The sequence below is a fragment of the Hyphomonas sp. GM-8P genome (assembly GCF_003263315.1).
In the GTDB taxonomy this organism is placed as follows: Bacteria; Pseudomonadota; Alphaproteobacteria; order Caulobacterales; family Hyphomonadaceae; genus Hyphomonas.
The window spans coordinates 12,445-33,348 of record NZ_AWFE01000061.1; the positions used below are offsets into that span (position 1 = coordinate 12,445).

21 protein-coding genes are annotated in these 20,904 nt (G+C 62.6%); 13 read left to right on the forward strand and 8 right to left on the reverse strand.

Annotated elements, in window-relative coordinates; translation table 11 throughout:
* Window positions 1–34 precede the first annotated feature (34 nt).
* The 5 genes from mreC to HY26_RS06500 all read left to right on the forward strand — a co-directional run bounded on the left by mreC (window position 35) and on the right by HY26_RS06500 (window position 6,115).
* A complete protein-coding gene (mreC, locus tag HY26_RS06480) occupies window positions 35–907 on the forward strand; it encodes a rod shape-determining protein MreC (protein ID WP_051599695.1) in 873 nt (290 codons plus the stop codon).
* Window positions 907–1,458 carry a hypothetical protein gene (locus HY26_RS06485; protein WP_034763237.1) on the forward strand — a complete coding sequence of 184 codons (552 nt, stop codon included), beginning with the start codon at window positions 907–909 and terminating at the stop codon, window positions 1,456–1,458. Before mreC ends, HY26_RS06485 begins: the two co-directional genes overlap by 1 nt.
* Window positions 1,455–3,389, forward strand: coding sequence for a penicillin-binding protein 2 (gene mrdA, locus HY26_RS06490; RefSeq protein ID WP_034763240.1), 1,935 nt, complete (start codon window positions 1,455–1,457; stop codon window positions 3,387–3,389). Before HY26_RS06485 ends, mrdA begins: the two co-directional genes overlap by 4 nt.
* The gene (gene rodA, locus HY26_RS06495) at window positions 3,386–4,609 is read left to right on the forward strand and encodes a rod shape-determining protein RodA (protein WP_199288542.1); all 1,224 of its coding nucleotides are present in this window, start codon (window positions 3,386–3,388) and stop codon (window positions 4,607–4,609) included. Before mrdA ends, rodA begins: the two co-directional genes overlap by 4 nt.
* 81 nt (window positions 4,610–4,690) lie before the next feature.
* Window positions 4,691–6,115: a sodium-dependent transporter gene (locus HY26_RS06500; protein ID WP_034763243.1), complete on the forward strand. Its 1,425-nt coding sequence runs from the start codon at window positions 4,691–4,693 to the stop codon at window positions 6,113–6,115.
* A 114-nt stretch (window positions 6,116–6,229) separates the two neighbouring features.
* Here the strand turns inward: HY26_RS06500 and pip are convergent, their stop codons facing one another.
* Complete coding sequence (gene pip / locus HY26_RS06505; protein ID WP_112073154.1) at window positions 6,230–7,219, reverse strand: prolyl aminopeptidase; 990 nt, start codon at window positions 7,217–7,219, stop codon at window positions 6,230–6,232.
* Window positions 7,220–7,390: 171 nt separating this feature from the next.
* On the opposite strand from pip, the gene HY26_RS06510 reads away from it, so the two are divergent.
* On the forward strand, window positions 7,391–7,951 hold the full coding sequence (locus tag HY26_RS06510; RefSeq protein ID WP_034763248.1) for a hypothetical protein: 561 nt from the start codon (window positions 7,391–7,393) through the stop codon (window positions 7,949–7,951).
* A 24-nt stretch (window positions 7,952–7,975) separates the two neighbouring features.
* Here HY26_RS06510 and HY26_RS06515 read toward each other — a convergent pair whose 3' ends face one another.
* The gene (locus HY26_RS06515; RefSeq protein ID WP_112073156.1) at window positions 7,976–8,338 is read right to left on the reverse strand and encodes a DUF423 domain-containing protein; all 363 of its coding nucleotides are present in this window, start codon (window positions 8,336–8,338) and stop codon (window positions 7,976–7,978) included.
* On the reverse strand, window positions 8,335–8,763 hold the full coding sequence (locus HY26_RS06520; RefSeq protein WP_034763253.1) for a PaaI family thioesterase: 429 nt from the start codon (window positions 8,761–8,763) through the stop codon (window positions 8,335–8,337). Before HY26_RS06520 ends, HY26_RS06515 begins: the two co-directional genes overlap by 4 nt.
* Window positions 8,764–8,867: 104 nt before the next feature.
* Here HY26_RS06520 and HY26_RS06525 point away from each other — a divergent pair, with 104 nt between their 5' ends.
* Window positions 8,868–9,980, forward strand: a complete 1,113-nt coding sequence (locus HY26_RS06525; protein ID WP_112073158.1) for a hypothetical protein — start codon at window positions 8,868–8,870, stop codon at window positions 9,978–9,980.
* Between the two features lie 6 nt (window positions 9,981–9,986).
* Here the strand turns inward: HY26_RS06525 and HY26_RS06530 are convergent, their stop codons facing one another.
* Together HY26_RS06530 and HY26_RS06535 are read right to left on the reverse strand one after the other, a co-directional pair.
* Window positions 9,987–11,123: a serine hydrolase gene (locus HY26_RS06530; protein ID WP_112073159.1), complete on the reverse strand. Its 1,137-nt coding sequence runs from the start codon at window positions 11,121–11,123 to the stop codon at window positions 9,987–9,989.
* Between the two features lie 82 nt (window positions 11,124–11,205).
* A complete protein-coding gene (locus HY26_RS06535; RefSeq protein WP_112073161.1) occupies window positions 11,206–11,874 on the reverse strand; it encodes a TetR/AcrR family transcriptional regulator in 669 nt (222 codons plus the stop codon).
* Between the two features lie 106 nt (window positions 11,875–11,980).
* Here HY26_RS06535 and HY26_RS06540 point away from each other — a divergent pair, with 106 nt between their 5' ends.
* Both HY26_RS06540 and HY26_RS06545 read left to right on the forward strand, forming a co-directional pair.
* Window positions 11,981–13,282, forward strand: coding sequence for an HlyD family secretion protein (locus tag HY26_RS06540; RefSeq protein WP_112073163.1), 1,302 nt, complete (start codon window positions 11,981–11,983; stop codon window positions 13,280–13,282).
* Window positions 13,283–13,309: 27 nt separating this feature from the next.
* Window positions 13,310–14,869: a DHA2 family efflux MFS transporter permease subunit gene (locus HY26_RS06545; RefSeq protein WP_112073164.1), complete on the forward strand. Its 1,560-nt coding sequence runs from the start codon at window positions 13,310–13,312 to the stop codon at window positions 14,867–14,869.
* Here the strand turns inward: HY26_RS06545 and dgcA are convergent.
* Window positions 14,866–15,849, reverse strand: a complete 984-nt coding sequence (dgcA, locus tag HY26_RS06550) for an N-acetyl-D-Glu racemase DgcA (protein WP_112073165.1) — start codon at window positions 15,847–15,849, stop codon at window positions 14,866–14,868. The two genes, HY26_RS06545 and dgcA, sit on opposite strands and share 4 nt — an antisense overlap.
* An 87-nt stretch (window positions 15,850–15,936) precedes the next feature.
* Between dgcA and HY26_RS06555 the strand changes: the two genes are divergently transcribed.
* From HY26_RS06555 to HY26_RS06570, 4 genes are read left to right on the forward strand one after another with little or no spacing between them, the layout of a single operon-like run.
* The gene (locus HY26_RS06555; protein WP_112073166.1) at window positions 15,937–17,058 is read left to right on the forward strand and encodes an ABC transporter permease; all 1,122 of its coding nucleotides are present in this window, start codon (window positions 15,937–15,939) and stop codon (window positions 17,056–17,058) included.
* Window positions 17,055–17,819 (forward strand): ABC transporter ATP-binding protein, encoded by a 765-nt coding sequence (locus HY26_RS06560; RefSeq protein WP_034763274.1) that lies wholly within the window; start codon window positions 17,055–17,057, stop codon window positions 17,817–17,819. The genes HY26_RS06555 and HY26_RS06560 overlap by 4 nt, the downstream gene beginning before the upstream one ends.
* A 17-nt stretch (window positions 17,820–17,836) precedes the next feature.
* Window positions 17,837–18,796: an MlaD family protein gene (locus HY26_RS06565; protein WP_112073167.1), complete on the forward strand. Its 960-nt coding sequence runs from the start codon at window positions 17,837–17,839 to the stop codon at window positions 18,794–18,796.
* Window positions 18,796–19,386, forward strand: a complete 591-nt coding sequence (locus HY26_RS06570; protein WP_112073168.1) for an ABC-type transport auxiliary lipoprotein family protein — start codon at window positions 18,796–18,798, stop codon at window positions 19,384–19,386. Before HY26_RS06565 ends, HY26_RS06570 begins: the two co-directional genes overlap by 1 nt.
* Before the next feature lie 15 nt (window positions 19,387–19,401).
* Here HY26_RS06570 and HY26_RS06575 read toward each other — a convergent pair whose 3' ends face one another.
* Both HY26_RS06575 and HY26_RS06580 read right to left on the reverse strand, forming a co-directional pair.
* Window positions 19,402–19,590 carry a DUF2892 domain-containing protein gene (locus HY26_RS06575; RefSeq protein ID WP_034763278.1) on the reverse strand — a complete coding sequence of 63 codons (189 nt, stop codon included), beginning with the start codon at window positions 19,588–19,590 and terminating at the stop codon, window positions 19,402–19,404.
* Between the two features lie 114 nt (window positions 19,591–19,704).
* Complete coding sequence (locus tag HY26_RS06580) at window positions 19,705–20,904, reverse strand: acyl-CoA dehydrogenase family protein (RefSeq protein ID WP_034763280.1); 1,200 nt, start codon at window positions 20,902–20,904, stop codon at window positions 19,705–19,707.

Below are 20,904 nucleotides of genomic sequence, written 5' to 3' on the forward strand. Positions count from 1 at the left end.
GGTATAATCAAGGAAACACCAGAGGACCCGCCATATGGCACGTTCGGGCCGGTCAGCTCAGAAAGGCGTCCGGCGCTCTCCCAAGCGCCTCGTCCTTGGTGTGCTCATTTTTGGGTTCGCAGCGCTCATCATTGCGCAGTCGGCCCCGCAAATCAGCCAGTTTTTCAACCCAGTCCGCGCCTCGGTCGGTGACCGTCTGGGCGGCGGGGAACAGATCGGCCTCTGGGCTCGGCTGACGGGCCGCGCCGCTCAGGAACAGCGCATCCGCGAACTCGAAGCCGAAGTGCGGGACCTCTCCCGCTACAAGGCCGCCGCCATTTCCATGGCGGACCGGCTGGAAGCGTATGAGGAGATTCTCAATCTGATGGGTGAGCCGCCAGCGCGCGGCGTGACCGCCCGGGTCACCTCCGAAAGCGAAGGCCCGTTCGCGCAGACACTGCTCGCCAATGCGGGCCGGTCGCAAGGCGTGGAATCAGGGTCTGTCGCGATGAACGAAGGCGGCCTTGTCGGCCGTGTCATCCAGCTGGGGGAACGGTCCTCCCGTATCCTGCTGGTGACGGACTTCAACAGCCGGGTGCCCGTGATCGGCGAAGTGTCGGGCGTGCACGCGATCATGCAGGGCGGCTCCACAAGTTCCGGGACGCTGACCGACCTGCCCGAGCGGAGCGATTTCATCGAAGGCGAGCGCATCCTCACATCCTCGGAAGGTGGGGCTTATCCCCGCGGCCTGGTCGTCGGCGAAGTGAACAAATCCGGCAATGACTGGCGCGTGAAATACGCGATGAGCAAAGGCTCGTCCGGTTATGTCCAGCTTATTCCGCCGCCTACGGTGGAACGGCCCATCTCAGCGGGTGACTTGCCGGCGCCGGACGCTGTGGCCAGCCCAACCCAGGGGGCGCGCCGCTGATGCCTGGCTCCTTCCTGACCCGGCGAAGGCAGAGCCTCTGGGCCAAATCCGGCCCCACCCCCCGGCTGATATTCGGATCCTTCCTGATCGCCACTGTCGGCCTGTTCGGCCTGACCCGGAACGACATCTTCGGATTGTCGTTTGCCTGGCCGCATGCCGCGCTGTGGGGCGCTGTCGGCTGGGGCCGTGTCGGGCTTTCAGTCCGCCCCATGATCATCCTCATAATCTTCGGCGGTATTCAGGACGTGATCTTTCACGCCCCCATGGGCAGTTTTGAGGTCGTCAACCTCATGACCTATGCGGCCAGCACGGCCATCTCTGCGCAGTTCGACATTACGAACGAGCCATTGATCGCAATCGTTGCGACCGTTCTCCTGTTCGCCGGAGCCTTCCTGCTGCTCTGGATCATGGCTTCGACGCTCGAAGACCATCCGGTGCGGATCCTGCCGCTGTTTGCTGCGATGCTGACGACCGGGCTGCTGTATGCGCTGATCCACAAAGTCTTCGACCTGGGCCGCAAGCCGGGAGAAGCTGCGGGGCAGGCGGCATGAGCAAGGGCTTCCATCCCGATCAGGAATTTTCCCGCCGCATGCTCATGGCAGGCGTTGGCGGCGGTGTTGTCTGGGCGGGCCTCGTGGCGCGCCTTTTCCAGCTGCAGATCCTGGAGGGCAAGAAGTACGACGAACTGGCCAACGAGAACCACATCAAGCTGGAACTCGCGCCACCACAGCGCGGGCGGATTCTCGACCGCTTCGGTAAGCCCCTCGCTTCGCACCGGCGGGCCGGCCGCGTCACTGTCATTCCGGAGCAGTTGAAAGACCCGGCTGCAACGATTGCCAGTATTCGCCAGCTGATCGAACTGTCGGACGGGCAGGTCGAGCGCGTCATGGAAGACATCCGCCGCGCACGCCTTCGCCGGGCAGCGTTCCTGCCGGTCATTGTCGCAAACGAACTGTCCTATGAAGACTTCGCCCGGATGAATGTGCATGCGGTAGAGCTGCCGGGCGTGCAGGTCGAGATGGCACTCACGCGGTCCTATCCGCGCGGACGGGATTTCGCACACGTGCTGGGTTATGTGGCCCGGGCCAGCCAGGACGATTTGGAACGGCTGACCGAAGGCAAGACATCCGACGAAGCCACGACCATCGAACGGATGTTCCGTCATCCGGACATGCGGACGGGCCGGCAAGGCATGGAGCGGTTCGCCGAGGAGTGGCTGCGCGGCAAGCCGGGCTTCAAGAAACTGGTCACCAATGCCGCAGGCCGTGTCATCGATCAGATCCCGGATGAACGTCTTGCACCGGAAGCGGGCAAGGACCTGTTCATCACGATCGACATGGACCTGCAGCGTGTCGCGATTGAACGTTTCGAGGGCGAAAGCGGTGCAGCCGTCGTGGTCGATATCGAGAGCGGCGATATTCTCTCCATGGTCTCGACGCCGGCCTTCGATCCCAATGATTTCGTGAATGGCATCTCGGGCACGGACTACGCTGCCCTGCGGGAAGATTCCCGGGCGCCGCTTTATCCGCGAGCCCATGGCGGTGTGTATCCGCCTGGCTCAACGTTCAAGATGGTCGTGGCGACAGCGGCCCTTGAGACCGGCGCGATCAAGCCGACCGACAAGGTGCATTGCAACGGCTATTACCATTTCGGGAACCGAACCTGGCACTGCTGGAAAAAAGGCGGTCACGGGACGGTCGACCTGCATGGCGGTATCAAGGGGTCCTGCGACGTCTACTTCTATGAAGTCGCCCGCCGGGCCGGCGCGCAGGCGATTGCAGATACCGCCCGCAAGTTTGGTTTCGGGGAAGCCTGGTCGCTCGGCATGACCGGTGCCCGCAGCGGACTGGTTCCGGATCCGGAGTGGAAAATGCGCGCCCGGAAGGAGCCCTGGTACGAAGGCGAGACACTGAACTTCGGGATCGGTCAGGGGCAGCTGGGTGTGACGCCATTGCAGCTCGCCCTGATGACCGCGCGTATCGCAACAGAAGGACATTCCCTCAAGCCCAAGCTCATCGGTCTTGGTCCGAAAGATCCCGACGAGCATGTCCTAGATGCGCATCTCGATGCCGAGATCATGAAGCTGATGAAGTCAGGCATGTATGGCGTGACGTCTGAATGGGGCGGCACCGCGCGCAGCTCTGGTGATCTGGGGCTGGGCGGCCCGCGCCTCGCTGGCAAGACGGGGACAGCGCAGGTTCGCCGCATCACGGCCGCTGAGCGCGCCACCGGTGTCCGCAAAGGCGAAGACATTGAACGTGAGCTGCGCGACCACGCCCTGTTCGTCGCCTACGCCCCGGCGGAAAATCCCAAATATGCGATCTCCGTCGTCGTGGAGCACGGGGAAGGCGGGTCGCGAACTGCAGCGCCGGTGGCCCGCGATATTCTGGCCCACGCCATCCGCACCAATAGCGGCCGTAAACCGGCATGGACGAAGAGCGCCTCCATCAAGCCATCCGCTGATGAGGGCACGCCGACATGAGCCGTGATGGCAGCTTCAGCGGTTACAGCCGGGGGGAGGCGCGCACGCGCACCGCCCGTTCGCTCAATTTTGACGGCACGTCTTCCGGCCTGCTTGGCAAGATGGCGCGGTTGCCGTGGGGAGTCATCCTGCTGATCGTCGCCATGGCGCTCATCGGCATCGCGATGCTTTACTCTTCGACCTATACCAATCCGGCGGAGCAACATCTCTGGAAGCTCCAGCTGATCAGGTTCGTCATCTGCTTCGGCATCATGATCGCGCTGGCGATGTTGCCGCTATCCTGGTGGATGAACCTGTCCTGGCTGGCCTATGCGGGCACGATCCTTCTCTTGCTGGCAGTGGAGTTCTTCGGTGTGACCGGGGGCGGGGCGCAACGCTGGCTGAGGATCGGCCCGGTGGCTGTCCAGCCGTCGGAGTTTGCCAAGCTTGCGGTGATACTTGCGCTGGCCCGTTACTATCACGCCATGCTGGGCGCCAATGGCTCCCGTTTCCTCATTCACATCGGCGCGGCGGTCATCATCCTTGTTCCAGCCGCGCTTGTCTTCCTGCAGCCTGATCTCGGAACCGCGCTGGCGATTGTCGCATCGGGCGGTGTGGTTGTGTTTCTGGCGGGCCTGTCCGGGCGGATTATACTGGCCGGGGCCGCCGCTGCAGCGGCGGCTGTCTGGCCGGTCTACCAGTTTGTTCTGGAGCCCTATCAGCGCGGACGGGTCGATACGTTCCTGGCGCAGCTTTTCGGGTCCAGTGGCGCATCGACATCGCTTGGCGAGAGTTACCAGATCGAGCAGGCGAAGATCGCCATCGGCGCAGGCGGGCTGAACGGCAAGGGCTGGCTGCAGGGGATTCAGTCCCAGCAGGATTATGTGCCCGAGCAGCACACCGACTTCATTCTCACCGTGATCGCCGAGGAATTCGGGTTCCTGGGCGCGACCGCCATCCTGGTCGGCTTTGCGATCCTGCTCGGCTGGTCGCTCTATATCGCGTTCCAGTCTGCCAGCAATTTTGGCCGCTTCGCAGTGGCGGGGGCGACGGCGACGGTTGCCTTCTACGTCGTCTTCAACGTCGCCATGGTGCTTGGCCTGTTGCCTGTCGTGGGTATGCCGTTGCCTCTGATCTCATACGGTGGCACAGCCATGCTGACCGCGATGTCGTGTTTCGGCCTGATCCTTTCGGCCTATCTGCATCGCGACGATAAACTCAATACAACGGGGTTATTCTGACCCTGACGCAGCATATGGCGTTGATTTTTGTTTCTCCGCCTATAGTTTCGCGCGAAACTTTTTACCCTGGGGAGAGGGAATATGGCGACAATCGCCCGCAAGGCAGACACCTGGAGCTCGCGCTTCGGTTTTATCATGGCTGCCGTTGGTTCTTCGGTCGGACTCGGCAATTTCTGGCGGTTCCCATACACAGCCGGTGAGAATGGCGGCGGGGCGTTTATCCTCATCTACATCGCTTGCGTCGTGCTGATTGGTTTGCCTGTGCTGATGGCGGAATATGGCATGGGCCGGAAGTCCGGCATGTCCGCTGTTGAAGGCGTCGAGTCGCTCGCACGGGCTGAAAGCAAGAGCCAGAGCTGGGGCTTTGTCGGCTGGGTCGGTACGATTACGGCGACCTTCATCCTGTCCTTTTACATGGTGATTTCGGCCTGGCTGCTCGCCTTCGTGATCCAGGCCATGAAGAATGGCTTTGCGGGCATGGACGCTGCCGCATCCGGCACCAATTTTGCCAATGTCATCGGGCAGGGCGAGCATGCGCTGGCCTCGAAATGGTACATGCTGGCACTGCTCGCCGCCTTCATCTTTGCCAATATCGCGATTGTCGGTCGTGGCGTGAAAGGGGGTATCGAGAAAGCTGCCAGCATCCTGATGCCGGCCTTCTTCGTGATCCTTCTGGTCATCGTCGGTTTCTCCCTGTCGCGCGGCAATGCCGGGGAAACCTTTGCCTTCCTGTTCCAGCCCAAATGGGAGGATGTCGGCTTCAAGACCTTCCTCGAAGCAGTGGGGCAGGCCTTCTTCTCCATCGGCGTCGGTGTCGGCCTGATGATCACCTATGGCGCCTATCTCGACCGCGGTACGAACATCCCGCGTTCTTCCGTCATCATTGCAGGTTCTGACACGTTCGTGGCCCTGATTGCAGGCTTCGCGATCTTCCCGATCGTGTTCGCTGCAGGCCTCGACCCGGCAGGTGGCCCAAGCCTCTTCTTCGTCTCGATGCCGGTCGCGCTCGGCAATCTGGGGCCCATCGGCTACCTCATGTCGATCCTGTTCTTCGCGCTGGCCCTGTTTGCCGCCTTCACCTCTTCGATCTCGCTTCTGGAAGTTTCTGTTTCCTGGCTGGAGGAACGTCAGGGCGTGACCCGGATGGGCGCTGCGCTCGGCGTCGGCTTCATGCTCTGGCTGGTCGGGGCGGCCTATATCTTCTCCACCGAATATCTCGACTTCATGGACTTCATCACCGGCAATGTCCTGTTGCCGCTGGGCGGTCTGCTGGTGGCGATCTTTGCCGGCTGGGTCCTGTCGCGCGACATGCTGACCTCCGAGCTGGGCGAGGGCAACATCATGAATGTCTGGCGGTTCCTGATGCGCTGGTTCGTGCCGGCCTTTGTCGGCTTCGTCCTGTTCTTCGGCTTCTTCGACAAGATCCAGGACCAGTATCACGTCCAGCTGCCGGGCTTCCTGGAAGTCCTGCTGGGGCCGAACTACGAGCTGCCGCCAGTGGAGTAAATGGTCTCCGGCGGGCGCATCCCGCACCATGAAGAACACCATGTATAAACCATGAATAAACGGGCCCTCCACGCGGTGGAGGGCCTGTTTTTTGTCATCCGGATGAGGCAGGCGTCAGACGCGGACCTTGGAGCCGTAGACGCCTGCAAAATGATCCGTTGCCTGAATCAGCTTGTCGACAATGCCGGGCTCCATGGACGAGTGGCCGGCATCCGGCACGATGTGAAGCTCGGCCTTGGGCCAGGCCTTGGACAGGGCCCAGGCCGTCGACAGCGGCGTCACCACATCATAGCGGCCGTGAACGATGACACCCGGAATGTCCTTCAGTTTTTTTGCGCACTGTTCCAGCAGCCAGTTGTCGCTGGCAAAGAAACCGCGATTGACGAAATAGTGGCATTCGATCCGGGCGAAGGCGTCGACAAAGTCATCTTCATTGAAGCGGGGCGGGGTGGTCAGCGGCCCCTTGATGGAGAGGGTTTCGCCCTCCCAGCGTGACCAGGCCCGGGCGGCTTCGATCCGCGACTGCCGGTCATCGCCCGTGAGCCGGCGATGGAAAGCCATCAGCAGGTCGTCGCGCTCGTCTTCCGGAATCGGGGCGACGTAGCGATCATAGGCGTCCGGGAAGAGGCGGCTGGCGCCGCTTTGGTAAAACCATTGCACTTCCGGTTTCGAGACCAGGAAGATGCCGCGCAATACTAATCCGAGAGTCCGCTCCGGATGAGTCACGCCATAGGCGAGTGACAGCGTCGATCCCCACGATCCGCCGAAGACAAGCCACTGACTGACGCCAACATGGTCACGCAGTGCCTCAATATCGTCCACCAGGTCCCAGGTGGTATTTTCGCGAAGTTCGGAATGTGGAGTGGAACGTCCACAACCGCGCTGATCGAACAGGAAGATCCGATAGCGCTCAGGGTCGAAAAACCTCCGCATTTCGGGGCTTGAGCCGCCTCCGGGGCCGCCGTGAAGCGCGATGACAGGCACGCCATTAGGGTTACCGGATTCTTCCCAGTAAATTTCGTGAATATCTGAAACGCGCAGCCGGCCGGAGCGCCGAGCCTCGTGTCTGGGATATAAAATGCGGCGGGGCGGGCGTCTATTCATTCACTCTTCACCTAATTTCGTTCAAACTGCCGTCTGAGGTGGACATGGTACCCGTCGTTACGTACAGAATATTACGTATTGGGGCCCAAACAGAATGCAGGTGGCTGTTTGATGCGTAGCGTATTTCTGGGTGTATCCCTATGCCTTCTTGCAGGATGCGCAACCGTTTCCATGGTACCAGGTGAAGCTCTGGTGCAGGCGGGGCTTTCCCAAAACCAGTCCGCACTGCGCACGGCCTCCACGGAATATTGCGACAAGGCAGTTGATGCCGGCTGGGTGAAATCCAGTGGTGGATTGGCCGGGCTCGCAAACACGCTGATCAATGGCATCACCAATGACCAGGCCGAGGCCGACACCTATGCCGCCCGCATCGGCGCAGGGTCTGAAGCGCCGGCGCTCGTGCTCGCCCGCATCGTTTCCGACAGTCAGGCAGCACGGACCGGGTTGGGCGAAGTCAGCCGCGAAGCCCATACGTTGCTTCAGGAAACCGGCGCCCACACCGCGACCCGCGCCGACGTGATGAGCTATGAGCGCGCACTCGTCCGTGCCCAGATGGCTTACCGCAGCTTCCAGAGTGCGCTTGGCGAAGTGTCCGCCCGCTCTGACATGGATATCGACACCGCACCGGTCGACAAGGAACTCGATGCGTTTGAAGACGTCATCGACAATGCGCGTGAAACGGCAGACCAGCTGGCCGACAAATACGCGTCCGTGAATTCCGCAAAATCCTGATCGCAGCGAACCTGTTCGCTGCCTTCAGTTTGACGCCCTGAGGCTGCCGATGGCAGCCAGTCCCCAACCTGCCAGCAAGGAAACGCCGCCGATCGGGGTAATGGCCCCGAACCAGCGCGGCGCGCCGAGTGCCATTGCGTAGAGCGTGCCGGCGAAGATGCAGGCGCCGATGACCATGCACCAGCCGCCAGTGCGGACAAGACCACCACGGACAGACAAGGCGATGGCCAGTGCCGCCGCTGCATGGGGCAGCGCGTACAGCGTCGCCGTATGCCACCACTCGGTTCCTTCAGGTGTCAGGACGCCTTCCAGGGCGTGCGCGCCAAATGCGCCGAGGGCGACCCCGCAGAAGCCGATCAGCGCTGCGAAGGCCGCAAGCCGGTTCAAGCGGGCACATCCTTCCGGGGCAGGGCGTAGGTGACGACCGCATGGCTGGATGGCTTGGTTGCACCTTCCACGCGCACGTCCACATCCATGACGGCCAGCGTCTGCCCGATCTTCATGATGCGCGCGTCTGCAAGCACGACATCGCCGATGCAGGGACGCAGGAAACTCATGTTCAGGCTGCTGGTCACGGCCATGGGCTCCAGTCCGGTCACGGTCATGACGGCGAAGTAGGACGCCGTGTCGACCAGGGACATCTGTGTCGGTCCGGAAATATAGCCGCCAGGACGCAGATTCGTCTTGTCGGCTCTTAGTCGCACCACGGCGCGGCCTTCCACCATTTCCACGATTTCCGTGCGCACCGACTGGCCTTCAAAGGCCTGGCGCAGGAATGTGTTGGCTTCCTCCGGATTCATTTTACAGGACATAGTGCCTCCCTCGCGTCACCCCTTGTCGCCGGGGTTTCCCTCGTACACCCTAGCTTGCATGACGAGCCCGCCAAGAGGTCACCCAGAGGAAGGAAGTGCGAACAATGCTCACCGCCGGAGATGAATATCCAATCCACCAGACACCGGAGCCGGTCGCTTTTTCCGGATCCGACCGGAACTTCTACGACCGGTACTTCTACAATGGCTATTCCTCTGACGGATCGGTGTTCTTCGCTGCGGCGATGGGGGTCTACCCGCACCTGAACATCATCGATGGATCGGTGTCGGTGCTTCACAATGGCAAGCAGAGCTCGGTCTTTTTTTCGCGTCCGCTGAACATGGAGCGGATGGACACATATATCGGTGGCATGTCGGTGGAAGTGCTGGAGCCGCTGAAGCGTATCCGCCTGAAGCTGGAAGAGACCGAAGGCATCGCGCTCGACGTGGAATTCACCGGCCGGGCCTTCCCGGTCGAGGAGCCGCGCTTCACCCGCCGCCAGGGGCCGCGGATGCTGATGGACCTGACGCGCATGACGCAGAACGGGCACTGGTCCGGCAAGCTGCGGATTGACGGCAAGGAAATCGAGGTCAATCCCGACAGCTGGTCCGGGACGCGGGACCGGTCCTGGGGCGTCCGCCCCATCGGGGCCCAGGACACCCAGCCACTGATCCCGCCGCTCGAGCCGCAATTCTACTGGATCTGGACACCGACAAATTTCGCGAACCAGGCGCTCTATTTCCACGTCAATGACGATGGCGAAGGGGAGGCGTGGAACAAGCGCGCTGTCCTGGCTGCGGATGGCGCCAAACATGGCGAGCACCTGCATCTCGACGATGCGCAGATGGACGTGACCTATGCGCCGGGTACGCGCCGCATGGCGAAAGCGCGCCTCAGCATGAATGACCGTCAGGGCAGTCCGTATACGGTGGACTTCGAGCCCATGGGCACCTTCCTGATGCGCGGCATCGGATACGGCCACGCCAAGTACAAGCATGGCATGAGCCATGGCGACCAGCTGGTCGTCGAGCGCGAAGACATGGACCCGAATGCACCGTGGAACATCCCGGAGAATCTGCACATCCAGGAAATCGTCCGGGCGAAGCTTTCCGGCCCCGGTGGCCAGACTTCCGAAGGGATTGGCGCGTTCGAGCAGCTGTTCATGGGGCCGCACAAGCCGAGCGGCTTCAAGTCCATGCTCGACGGCGCAGGCGAATAGGGCGGATCAGCCCGCCATCGCCTGCCAGACATGGGCGGCCAGCGTGATCGCACGCATGTCGCCCGTCGTCGTGCCTTCCATCCGGTTCATCGCATAGGCGATGGTCATCCGGTTCTGCATGTCGACCAGCACGATGGAGCCGCCATAGCCGCCCCAGAACATCGACTGATCGTTCAGGGCCGGTGACAGCGGGCCGGAGAGGCCATAACCGAGCCCGAACCGGACCGGTATGCCGAGCACCATATCGGTGCCGTCTACCTGGCACTCCAGCGCCTTGCGGCATCCGGCTTCCGACAGGAAGCGTTTGCCGTTCATCACGCCGCCATTGGCAAGGATCGACTGGACGGTCGCGACGGAGCGGGCATTGCCCGTGCCGCCCGCGGCAGGGATCTCGGCCCCGCGCCAGGCGCGTGTCCGTGTTTCCGACACGTCGACCTCCGGGTTTTCAAACGCGACGCGCTGGATTTCATTTTGCGCTGCGCCGCCAAGGCCTGCGCCCGGCGGCGGCTTCAGGTCTGCCACCCGGTGATCTTCCGAGGCCGGAAGACCGATATGGAAATCCGCGCCCAGCGGCTCGGCGAACTCTTCCCGGAACACGGTGCCGACCGTGCGCCCGTCAATCCGCCGGATCACTTCGCCGACGAGATAGCCTTGCGTGATCGCGTGATAGCCGGAGGCTGTGCCGGGTTCCCAAAGCGGGGCCTGCGCGGCGAGCAGGCGGGTCGCCTTGTCCCAGTCATAGAGATCGTGCTTGCCCAGCGGTTCGGTCCAGCCGGAGAGGCCGGCCGAATGGCTCATCAAATGGCTGACTTTCACGGCTTCCTTGCCGCTCGCTGCAAACTCCGGCCAGTACGCGGCGACCGGCGCATCGAAATCGAGCTTGCCTTGATCGGCGAGCCACAGGGCGGTCAGCGCCGTCATCGTCTTGGTCGTCGAATAGACGTTGACGATCGTGTCCTTTTCCCAGGGGCGTGTGCGTTCCTCGTCAGCCCAGCCGCCCCAGAGGTCGATTACCGGCTCGCCATCCTTGATGACGCAGAAGGACGCGCCGATGTCGGTGCCGTCATTCAGGTTTTTCTCGAACTGTTCTCTTACGGCGGCGAACTTGTCGTCCACGATGCCGCCAACTTCCCCGTCAGCCATTTATTCCTCCCGGTTTTTAGCCTGTTTTTCCCGGGAGGGTAGCGGTGCAGCCGGGCCGCGGCAATCGATTGATCGGGCCGGCCTAGTGTTTTCCTGAAAGACCGTAGAGGAACATGCAGACGGCCCGGTCCACGCTGGTGCGGACGTCGTCTTCCGTCGGGCGCACATTGGCGTCCAGCAGCGCGCGGCTTTGCAGCGGCGAGCGGACCATGTCGAGGAAGAGCGAGCCCAGCGTCTCATACTGGTCCGATTGCGGAATTTCCCCGGCATCGGCCCGGTCCTGCAGGTAAGCAGCGAGGCCTGCGCGCACCTTGTTGGGGCCGAGCTTCATGAAGGTCGCGGCGATGTCGGGATACTTCTTCGCCATGCCGACAATCAAGCGGTAGAGCTCCAGAGAATTGGGCTGGACCAGCTTGCCGGCAAACTGCTCGCCGATGCGGCGCAGGCCTTCCTCCACCGGCGTGTGCGCCTGAAGTTCGACTTCCAGCGTGGCGGTCACTTCCTTCATGCGGGTTTCCAGCATGGCCAGGAATATGCCTTCCTTGTCACCGAACTGGGAATACAGCGTCGCGAGAGAACCGCCGGCCTGCCGGACAATTTCCGACATGTTGGCGGCTTCAAAGCCTTGTTCCAGAAAGACTTCCTGGGCTGCTTCAAGAAAAGCGGCGCGCCGGATTTCGGCGCGCGATGCCCCTTCGGGCGCCTTGATGGCGGCTGGGGCGGAGGCTTTGGGCTTCTGAATACTGTTCATGGGTTGATTTTGGTGTAACGCGGATTACATTGCAAGCGATGTAACCAGAATTACACATTTTGGGTCTACCACCGGGATCCAGAACCAATACCGCGGAACTCCTCCCATGGCCGTACAACCCTTCAAGCGTGACACCTCCCAGCCCGCTGCCGTTCCTCCTGCGGCGCGGGCACCCAACCAGGCCGAAACCCCTGCGGCCAAGATGCCGGACCGCGCCCCTGAGAACGATGCCCCCGTTCAGCGCGCCCCTTCGCCCGAAGGGCAGGGCCTGGTTGCCCGTTTCAAGGCAGACCCCCGGAAATACATCCTTTCCGGCGCGGGCCTGCTGCTCGCTCTGTTCGTTGGATACCAGGGCATTCACTGGCTGGTTGCCGGCCGGTATGAAATCACCACGGACAACGCCTACATCCGCGCCGATATCGCGACGATCTCTCCGAAAGTGCAGGGCTATGTCGAACAGGTCCATGTAACGGACAACCAGACTGTGAAGGCCGGTGACCTTCTGGTGACGCTGGAAGTGGCCGATTATGCGACCCGCGTGTCGGAAGCGGCCGCTGCATTCCAGCAGGCTGTCGCCGCGCAGACGCAGGCCCGCGCCGGTGTTGCCGCTGCTGAAGCGAACCTGCAGACGGCCGCCGCCCAGATCTCGGCCCAGCGCGACCGTCTTGCCCAGTCCAGGGCCAGTACTGCCGCGGCCGAGGCAGATGCCACGCTCGCCACGCATGACCTTGAGCGGTATACGGAGCTTGCCGGGAAAGGACATTACCCGAAGGCGAGCCTTGATGCGGCCGCAACCAAGGCACAGGCCGCGAAGGCAACGCTGGACCAGTCGAAAGCCGGTATCACCACCGCGCAAAGCGAACTGAGCGTTGCGCAGGCAAATTACCACCGCGCCGAGGAAGACCTTGAATCCGCCAAGGCTGCTGTTGCCGGCGCTGAAGCCCAGGTCGAAGCGGCGCAGGCCCGTGTGGATGCGGCGAAGCTCGATGCGACCCGCACCGAGCTGCGCGCCCCCTTTGACGGCGTCGTCGCCAACCGCGTCGTCGCGGCAGGGCAATTGCTGAACCCTGGCCAGCAGACCATGTCGATCGTGCCGGTGTCGGAGGCCTATATCATTGCCAACTTCAAGGAAACGCAGGTCGAGCGCATGCGGCCCGGCCAGGAAGTCGACATCCATGTCGACGCGTATCCGGACATGAAAGTGACCGGTACGCTGGATTCCATCGCGCCTGCGACCGGCGGCCAGTTCAGCCTGATCCCGATGGACACGGCGACCGGAAACTTCACGAAAATCGTCCAGCGCGTGCCCGTGCGGGTGAAGATTTCGGATGAGGCACTGGCCTCCGGCCTGATGCGCCCCGGCCTTTCAGTTGAAGCGACCGTGATCGCGAAGGGGGTGGACGGCTAAGCCGCCCAGCCTTGCGCGAGGTTCGCCATGGTCAACGCAATCCGGCAAAAGACATCGTCAGAGCTCGCACTCAACATCGGCTTTTTTGCGATGGTGATCGGGATGTTCATGGCGATCCTGGACATCCAGATCGTCGCGAGCTCCATCCGCCAGATCCAGGCCGGCGTGTCTGCCAGCCAGGAAGAGATCGCATGGATCCAGACCGGCTATCTGGTGGCCGAAGTCGTCGGCATTCCTCTGTCGGGCTTTCTCAACCGGGCCTTCGGTATACGGAAACTGTTCATGATGTCAGCGGCGGGCTTCGTCGTTTCCAGTATACTGTGCGCCGTCTCATGGGATCTCGACTCCCTGATCTTCTTCCGCATCATCCAGGGCTTCGCCGGTGCGGCCATGGTGCCGACCACGATGGCGGCCAGCTTCACGCTGTTTCCCGCCGGTCGGTCCATGACCCAACAGGTGATGATCGGCATGGTGGCAACGCTTGCTCCCTCCATCGGCCCGACGCTTGGCGGCTGGATCACCCAGCACATGTCGTGGCACTGGCTGTTCCTCATCAACATCGTGCCGGGCATTGCTGCGATCACGCTCGTCTTCCTCTTCATTCCGAAACAGAAAGGGGAGATCGCGCTGCTGCGCCGCCTCGATGTGACGGCGCTGATCGCGATGGCGCTGTTCCTCGGCCTGTTCGAATGGATCATCGATGAAGGCCCGGGCGACAGCTGGTTCCAGAGCTCGGCCATTGTGAAGGCCTCCATCATCTGCGCGATTGCGGCGGTCATCTTCTTCCGCCGCGCGCTGACGTCACCTGTTCCTCTGGTGGATTTGCGCGTGTTCCAGGACCGGAACTTTGCCTCGGGCGCGATCATCGCCTCCGTCATGGGCTTTGGGCTTTATGGTTCTGTTTTCCTGTTGCCGCTCTATCTGGGGCAGGTGCGGGGATACTCGTCCCTCCAGATCGGTGAGGTGATGAGTGTCGCCGGTTTCGCCATGTTCATCGGCGGGCCGATCGCCGGGGCGATGACCAAGCGCTATGATCCGCGCTTTGTCGTGGCCGTGGGCCTGACGCTGGCCGCCATCGGCACATGGCTGAACGGGCATCTGACGGCCCAGTCCGGCTTCCACGAATTGTTCTGGCCACAGGCCCTGCGGGGCGCGGGCCTGATCCTTACCATGGTGCCGACTACGAACCTGGCGCTCGGCACGCTGCCGCCGGAACGGGTGGCCAACGCGTCGGGCCTGTTCACGGTCTGCCGGAACCTTGGCGGGGCCATCGGCATCGCGATCCTGACGACGATGATGATCAGCTTCAACCAGATGCACGAACAGCAGATTGCGAGCGGCATGTCGCTCGCCCGTCCGGAAGTGCAATCCTTCCTGTCGAACATGACAGCCCAGATGCAGGCCGCCGGTGTGACGGATCCGGAAGGCACGGCACTGGCGCAGCTGGTCTACCGTACAAAGATGGAAGCGGCGGTGATGACCTACAACAACCTCTTCCTGACCATGTCGATGTCGTTCGCCCTGGTCCTGATGGCGGTCATGCTGCTGGACAAGCCGAAAGGCCCGGCACCTGCAGCGGCGCACTAGCCCCAAAGGTCCGGCGAGGGCGGGGCGACCATGCCGTCCGAATATTGCAGGCCGTGCGGCACGTCCTCAGCGAGCCAGAGCGGGCCATCGACATCCATCAGGTCGGCGAGGCCGGCCAGCAGCAAGGCCGGGGCCATCGAAATCGATCCCGCCACCATGCAGCCGACCATGACGCCAAGGCCGAGCGCGCGGGCTTCCCGCACGGTGGCGAGCGCTTCGGTCAGGCCGCCTGTCTTGTCGAGCTTCACGTTGACTGCGTCATAGCGGCGGGCGAGATCCTGCAGCTCGGCCCGTGTGTGGGCGCTTTCGTCGGCGCAGATTGCGACCGGGCCGGGACGGTTGAGCAATGCGTCGTCCGTGCCGGCAGGGAAGGGTTGTTCTATCAGCACGACGCCGAGCGCAGCGGCGGCTTTCGAGATCGCGGGCAGCTCGTTCGGATTGAGGCCCTCATTCGCATCGACGATCAGGCGCGCGTCCGGACGCGCAGCGTGGACGGCCTCGATCCGGCCAAGATCGCCCGGCCCGCCGAGCTTCAGTTTGAGCAGGCGCCCTTGCGTCGACTTTGCGGCGGCGGCCATGGCGTCTGGTGTGTCGAGGCTGACAGTGACGGCAGTCTCGACGGGCTTCGGTTCCGGAAGGCCGGCGAGCTGCCAGACAGGCGTGCCGCTCAGCTTCGCTTCAAGGTCCCACATTGCACAATCCACCGCGCAGCGGGCCGCGCCGGGGGGCATGAGGGATTGCAGGTCATCGCGGCTGAGACCGGATTTGATTTCAGTACGGGCGTTTTCGATGGCGGCAGTGACGCTGGTGGTGGTTTCGCCATAGCGGGCATAGGGCACGCTTTCGCCGCGGCCGGTGGCGCCGTTCTCCGTGAGGGTGACGCGAATTGTCTCCGCGCTGGTCTTGGCGCCGCGCGAAATGGTAAATGCCGACTTCAGGGGCGAGGAAAGCGCTGAAATTTCAAGGTTTCGATTGCCCATGTCCGATCCTGAACGATAAAATTTCACCGATCATGCTTCGCTGTTCTTAAGCATGTTTTGCTAGTGTTGGAAGGCTAGTTGCCAGAGATGACAGTCACAACGGCCCCCGGTTTCGCGCTCGAAGAGAGCGGCGAACGTGCCACCCTCCGTCTGACGGGGGACTGGACGATCATGACCATTCACGAGCTGGATGATGACCTGGCCGGACTAAAGCATGATCATCCCGTGCTTGTGGATGTCTCCGGACTGACCCGGATCGACACCGCCGGGGCCTTCCTGATCGACCGCACGCTGCGCGCCGCGCCGGAAGGCTCTGGTCTCACCGGAACGAATGATGTCGCCCGCCACCTGATCGAACAGGTCCACGCCGTCTCCGATCCGGTGCCGCCGGCGAAGGCGCCGGACCATGGCTTCCTCGCTCTGCTGGAGCGGACGGGCCGCGGCTTTGTCGGCGTCATGTCGGAAATTTTCCAGACGCTCGCCTTCCTCGGCGAAACGATCGTGACGACGATTCGTCTCCTCATGCAGCCCTGGAAGCTGCGCTGGACGTCCATCGTCGCGGTGATGGAGGAGGCGGGCCTCGACGCGATGCCGATCATCGCCTTCCTGTCTTTCTTTGTCGGCATGGTCGTCGCCTATATCGGCGCGACGACGCTCCGCGATTTCGATCTCGAGATCTACACGGTCGAGCTGATCGGCTATTCGATGCTGCGCGAATTCGGCGTGGTGCTGACCGGTATCGTTCTGGCGGGGCGGACGAACTCGTCCTTTACCGCGCAGATCGGCACGATGAAGATGCGCCAGGAAATCGACGCCATGCAGACGCTTGGCCTGAAGCCGATGGACATTCTCGTTGCGCCGCGCATCATCGCGCTGCTGCTGATGACGCCCGCGCTGACCTTTGTGGCAACGCTGGCCGGGATCGCCGGCGGCGTCGTGGTTGGCTGGTCATCACTGGACATCAATCCCGGCGTCTTCCTGGATCGCCTGCGCAATTCCGTGCCGCTGGAGCATTTCTGGGTCGGCCTGTCCAAGGCGCCCGTGTTCGGCTTTGTGGTGACACTGATCGCCTGCCGCCAGGGCCTGAATGTCGGCGGCAGCGTCCAGTCGCTGGGCAATGCGACCACCACGTCGGTGGTACAGGGCCTGTTCGCCGTGATCGTGCTCGATGCCATCTTTGCCATCCTCTATATGGAGCTTGGCATATGACGGACGACATCATCATCCGCATCCGCGACCTGAAGACCGCCTATGGGACCCATGTCGTGCACGAGCATCTGGACCTCGACATCCGCCGGGGCGAGATCATCGGCATTATCGGCCCGTCGGGCTGCGGCAAGTCCGTCCTTTTGCGCGCGATCACAGGGCTCAAGGAATTCGATACCGGCAGCATCGAGGTTTTCGGCGAACGGCTGGAAACGCTGGATGAGGTCGAGCGCGCCGAGGTCGAGCAGCGCTGGGGCGTCATGTTCCAGGATGGCGCATTGTTCTCGAACCTCACCGTGCGGGAGAATGTCGAAGTTCCGATGAAGGAACACACGCAGCTGGAGCCGGTGCTGCGCCACCAACTGGCCGACATGAAGATCCGCATGGCCGGCCTCAGCGCCGAGGCGAGCCCCAAATATCCGTCTGACCTCTCCGGCGGCATGCGCAAGCGTGCGGCGCTGGCGCGTGCCCTGGCGCTGGATCCGGAACTTCTGTTCCTGGACGAGCCGACTGCCGGCCTCGACCCGATTACCGCGGAAAAATTCGATGCCCTGATCCGCAGCCTGCAACAGGCATTGGGGCTCACCGTCTTCCTTGTCACGCATGATGTGGATACGCTGCATGCGACCTGCGACCGGATCGCCGTGCTGGGAGAGAAACACGTGCTGGCAGTCGGCACGATCGAAGAATTGCGTGCGTTCGATCATCCGTGGGTGCAGGAATATTTCTGCGGCCCGCGGGGACGCGCGGCAACGGGACACTAGAAAGGGGGCCCGGAGCGATGGAAACGCGAGCGAATTATGCCGTCATCGGCGCTTTTGTTATTGTTGCAACGCTGGCCGTTGCCGCTTTTGTGCTGTGGCTCGGCCAGTCCCAGTTCCAGCGGGACTACAAGGCGTACGATATTGTCTTCGAAGGGCCGGTATCCCTCGAGGACGGATCGGCCGTGCGCTATATCGGTATCAAGGTGGGCGAAGTCTCCACCGTCCGTATCGACCGCGCCGACCCATCCAAAGTCCGTGCCCGCATCCGGATTGACCGGGAGACCCCCGTGAAGACGGACTCCACCGCCTCGATCCAGCTGGCCGGCATCACAGGCGTGACCTTTGTCCAGATCAGCGCGGGCTCTCCGACGTCCCGCCTGCTGGAAGCGAAACCGGGTGAGCCCGTGCCGGTGATCCGGGCAGAGAGAACCCAACTCGACCAGATCGTTGCGGGTGGCGCGCAGGTGCTGGGCCAGGCCAATGACACGATGGAACGGGTGAAGAAGCTGCTGACGGAGGAGAATGTCGAGTCGATCAGTACCTCGCTGAAGAACATCGAGACGATCACCACCAAGCTCGCCGCCGAGGATGGCCTGATCGATCAAGCGACCGGCACGATGAAAGACCTGTCGCGCGCAAGCAATGAGTTTGCGTCCGCTTCGGAATCGGTCGGCACGTTCAGCACGAATGCCAATGAAGAGCTCGCCGGCCTTTCCGGACAGCTCGACGAATTGCTGGCCGAGGTGGGCAAGGTGGTCGCCTCAGCCGATGCCGTGATGGTGCAGGGCGGCGACACAGTGCGCGTGGTCAATGCCCTGCTGGAAGGTCCGGCCACCGGCGTGGTGGAGGACTCCCGTCTGGCGGCGCAGGACCTCCGCATCCTGATCAGCCGGATGGACCGGCTGACCCGCGAATTCGAACAGAACCCGCAAAGCATGCTTGTCGGGGAACCGGTTCCCTATGAGGACAAACGCTGATGATCCGCTCGATTTCCCTTGCCTTCGCCATGACGGCGCTGACCGCCTGCGTCAGCATCTTGCCGGAACCGGAAGTTCCGGACGGCCTCTACCGGTTTGGTGCGATGACCGAAACCTATCCGGTCGATACGGTCGTGGCCGTTCGCGAGCCTGAAGCCTCCCGCCTGTTCGGCGGACGTGTGATTGCGTCTGAGGATGCCGCCGGTGCCCTGCGCCTCGTTCGCGGCGTGGAATGGGCGGATAGCGCCACGCGCCTGATGCAGGTGGCGGTGCTGGATGCGCTGGACGACAAAGGCGCAGGGGTTGCCGTGGCGCTGGAGGCGGGCGCCCATGCAGATTATGAACTCGTGTGGCGGATCGAAGACTTCACGCTGGCAGGCACGCTGGCCAGGTGCGACCTCGAAGCGACGCTTGTGGAAGCGGGCACACGCAAGGTCGTCGCGCAGACAAATGTGACCTCATCGGCAAATGCCGACGCGTCCTCTGCTGAGTCCCGCGCCCTCGCGCTGGCCGAAGCGGGCCGGGCCTGCGCGGCGCAAGTGGCGGGGTTCGTTTCCGAACAGGCCACGGCCACTGAGCCGGACGCCTGATCGGACGTCAGGTCTCTACAGCTTGCAGGTTCGGATGCCGAGCACCGTGTAGAGCGGGCAGGTGCCCACGAGACCCGTCAGCAGCGGCACGAGGCCGATCCAGCCCCAAGGGGTTTGCGGGCCGACAAAGACGATAGCGATCAGGGCGAGGCCGACAATGACGCGCAGAACGCGGTCGATCGTGCCTTCATTGGTCTTGAACATGGCAGGCTCCTCCAGAATTGGTGGCAGTCTGCCATAAGTTTTCCTGATCGCCATACGTAAAAACCCCGGCCAGTCAGACCGGCCGGGGTTTTTATGTTTGCAATGAAGGACTTATCAGCCGCTTTTCATTTCGTCGAAAGGCTTGTCCTTGTCGACGCGGACATCTTGCGGCAGGCCCAGAACGCGCTCTGCGATGATGTTCTTCAGGATCTCGTCCGTACCGCCAGCGATACGCAGGCCCGGGGCCCACATGAAGCTTTGCTGGAAGATGGCATCGGCCGGCATGCGATCGGACTCGTTGATGATGCCGTAATGATCCTGCATCTCGATGGCCGAGTTACAGATATCCTGCAGGTGGTTCGCGGTGATGATCTTGCCGATCGAGTTTTCCGGTCCCGGGGTCTGGCCGCGGGAAAGGGCCGTCTGCGTGCGGAACTTGGTCAGCTTGTAGCCCTGCGCCGCGACATACCAGTCCGCCAGCTTTTCGCGGAAGGCCTGGTCGGACAGCGTGCCCTGGCTGCGGGCATATTCCATGATCTCGCCCCAGTCCGGACCGGGAGAACCGCCGACCGCAAGGCGCTCGTTCATCAGCGTGACGAGGGCGACTTTCCAGCCTGCGCCGACATCGCCGAGGCGATCGGAGTCCGGGATGCGAACATCAGTGAAGTAGACCTCGTTGAACTCGCGGCCGCCGGAGGCCTGGTGGATCGGACGCACTTCGACGCCCGGCTGCTTCATGTTCACGATGAACATGGTCAGGCCCTTGTGCTTCGGCACTTTCGGGTCCGTCCGGACAAGGAGGATGCCGAAGTCCGAATAGTGGGCGCCGGAGGTCCAGACCTTCTGGCCGTTGATGACCCATTCGTCACCGTCTTTCACGGCGCGGGTTTTCAGGCCGGCAACGTCAGACCCGGCAGACGGCTCAGAGAAGAGCTGGCACCAGATTTCCTCGCCCATCAGGGCTTTCTGGACGTAGCGCTTCTTGTGCTCGTCGGAGCCGAAGGCGATGACGGTCGGCACGCACATGCCGAGGCCGATGGCGAACGGGCCGGTCGGCGCGTCGAATTTCGACTCTTCCTGGCCCCAGATCACGCTCTGCATCGCCGTGCCGCCGCGGCCGCCCCATTCCTCAGGCCAGGTGATCTGCGCGAACTTGTTCTCGGCTTTCGTCTTCTGCCAGGCTTTCGCCTTTTCCAGCATGTTCACGCGGTCACGCGAGGCCGGGGCGGAGCCTTTCGGCTTCAGGTGCTTTTCGAGGAAGGCGCGCGCCTCAGCGCGGAAAGCGGCTTCTTCGGGTGTATCGTTGAAGTCCAT

Bases quoted from the DNA above. Each gene is read 5' to 3' on its own strand.
- rodA (WP_199288542.1), top strand. From the start codon at position 3,386: ATGAGCCGTGATGGCAGCTTCAGCGGTTACAGCCGGGGGGAGGCGCGC.
- HY26_RS06555 (WP_112073166.1), top strand. From the start codon at position 15,937: ATGACAGTCACAACGGCCCCCGGTTTCGCGCTCGAAGAGAGCGGCGAA.
- HY26_RS06580 (WP_034763280.1), bottom strand. From the start codon at position 20,904: ATGGACTTCAACGATACACCCGAAGAAGCCGCTTTCCGCGCTGAGGCG.
- HY26_RS06535 (WP_112073161.1), bottom strand. From the start codon at position 11,874: ATGAACAGTATTCAGAAGCCCAAAGCCTCCGCCCCAGCCGCCATCAAG.
- HY26_RS06570 (WP_112073168.1), top strand. From the start codon at position 18,796: ATGATCCGCTCGATTTCCCTTGCCTTCGCCATGACGGCGCTGACCGCC.
- mreC (WP_051599695.1), top strand. From the start codon at position 35: ATGGCACGTTCGGGCCGGTCAGCTCAGAAAGGCGTCCGGCGCTCTCCC.
- HY26_RS06485 (WP_034763237.1), top strand. From the start codon at position 907: ATGCCTGGCTCCTTCCTGACCCGGCGAAGGCAGAGCCTCTGGGCCAAA.
- HY26_RS06500 (WP_034763243.1), top strand. From the start codon at position 4,691: ATGGCGACAATCGCCCGCAAGGCAGACACCTGGAGCTCGCGCTTCGGT.
- dgcA (WP_112073165.1), bottom strand. From the start codon at position 15,849: ATGGGCAATCGAAACCTTGAAATTTCAGCGCTTTCCTCGCCCCTGAAG.
- HY26_RS06560 (WP_034763274.1), top strand. From the start codon at position 17,055: ATGACGGACGACATCATCATCCGCATCCGCGACCTGAAGACCGCCTAT.
- mrdA (WP_034763240.1), top strand. From the start codon at position 1,455: ATGAGCAAGGGCTTCCATCCCGATCAGGAATTTTCCCGCCGCATGCTC.
- HY26_RS06530 (WP_112073159.1), bottom strand. From the start codon at position 11,123: ATGGCTGACGGGGAAGTTGGCGGCATCGTGGACGACAAGTTCGCCGCC.
- HY26_RS06575 (WP_034763278.1), bottom strand. From the start codon at position 19,590: ATGTTCAAGACCAATGAAGGCACGATCGACCGCGTTCTGCGCGTCATT.
- pip (WP_112073154.1), bottom strand. From the start codon at position 7,219: ATGAATAGACGCCCGCCCCGCCGCATTTTATATCCCAGACACGAGGCT.
- HY26_RS06510 (WP_034763248.1), top strand. From the start codon at position 7,391: ATGGTACCAGGTGAAGCTCTGGTGCAGGCGGGGCTTTCCCAAAACCAG.
- HY26_RS06565 (WP_112073167.1), top strand. From the start codon at position 17,837: ATGGAAACGCGAGCGAATTATGCCGTCATCGGCGCTTTTGTTATTGTT.
- HY26_RS06545 (WP_112073164.1), top strand. From the start codon at position 13,310: ATGGTCAACGCAATCCGGCAAAAGACATCGTCAGAGCTCGCACTCAAC.
- HY26_RS06540 (WP_112073163.1), top strand. From the start codon at position 11,981: ATGGCCGTACAACCCTTCAAGCGTGACACCTCCCAGCCCGCTGCCGTT.
- HY26_RS06525 (WP_112073158.1), top strand. From the start codon at position 8,868: ATGCTCACCGCCGGAGATGAATATCCAATCCACCAGACACCGGAGCCG.
- HY26_RS06520 (WP_034763253.1), bottom strand. From the start codon at position 8,763: ATGTCCTGTAAAATGAATCCGGAGGAAGCCAACACATTCCTGCGCCAG.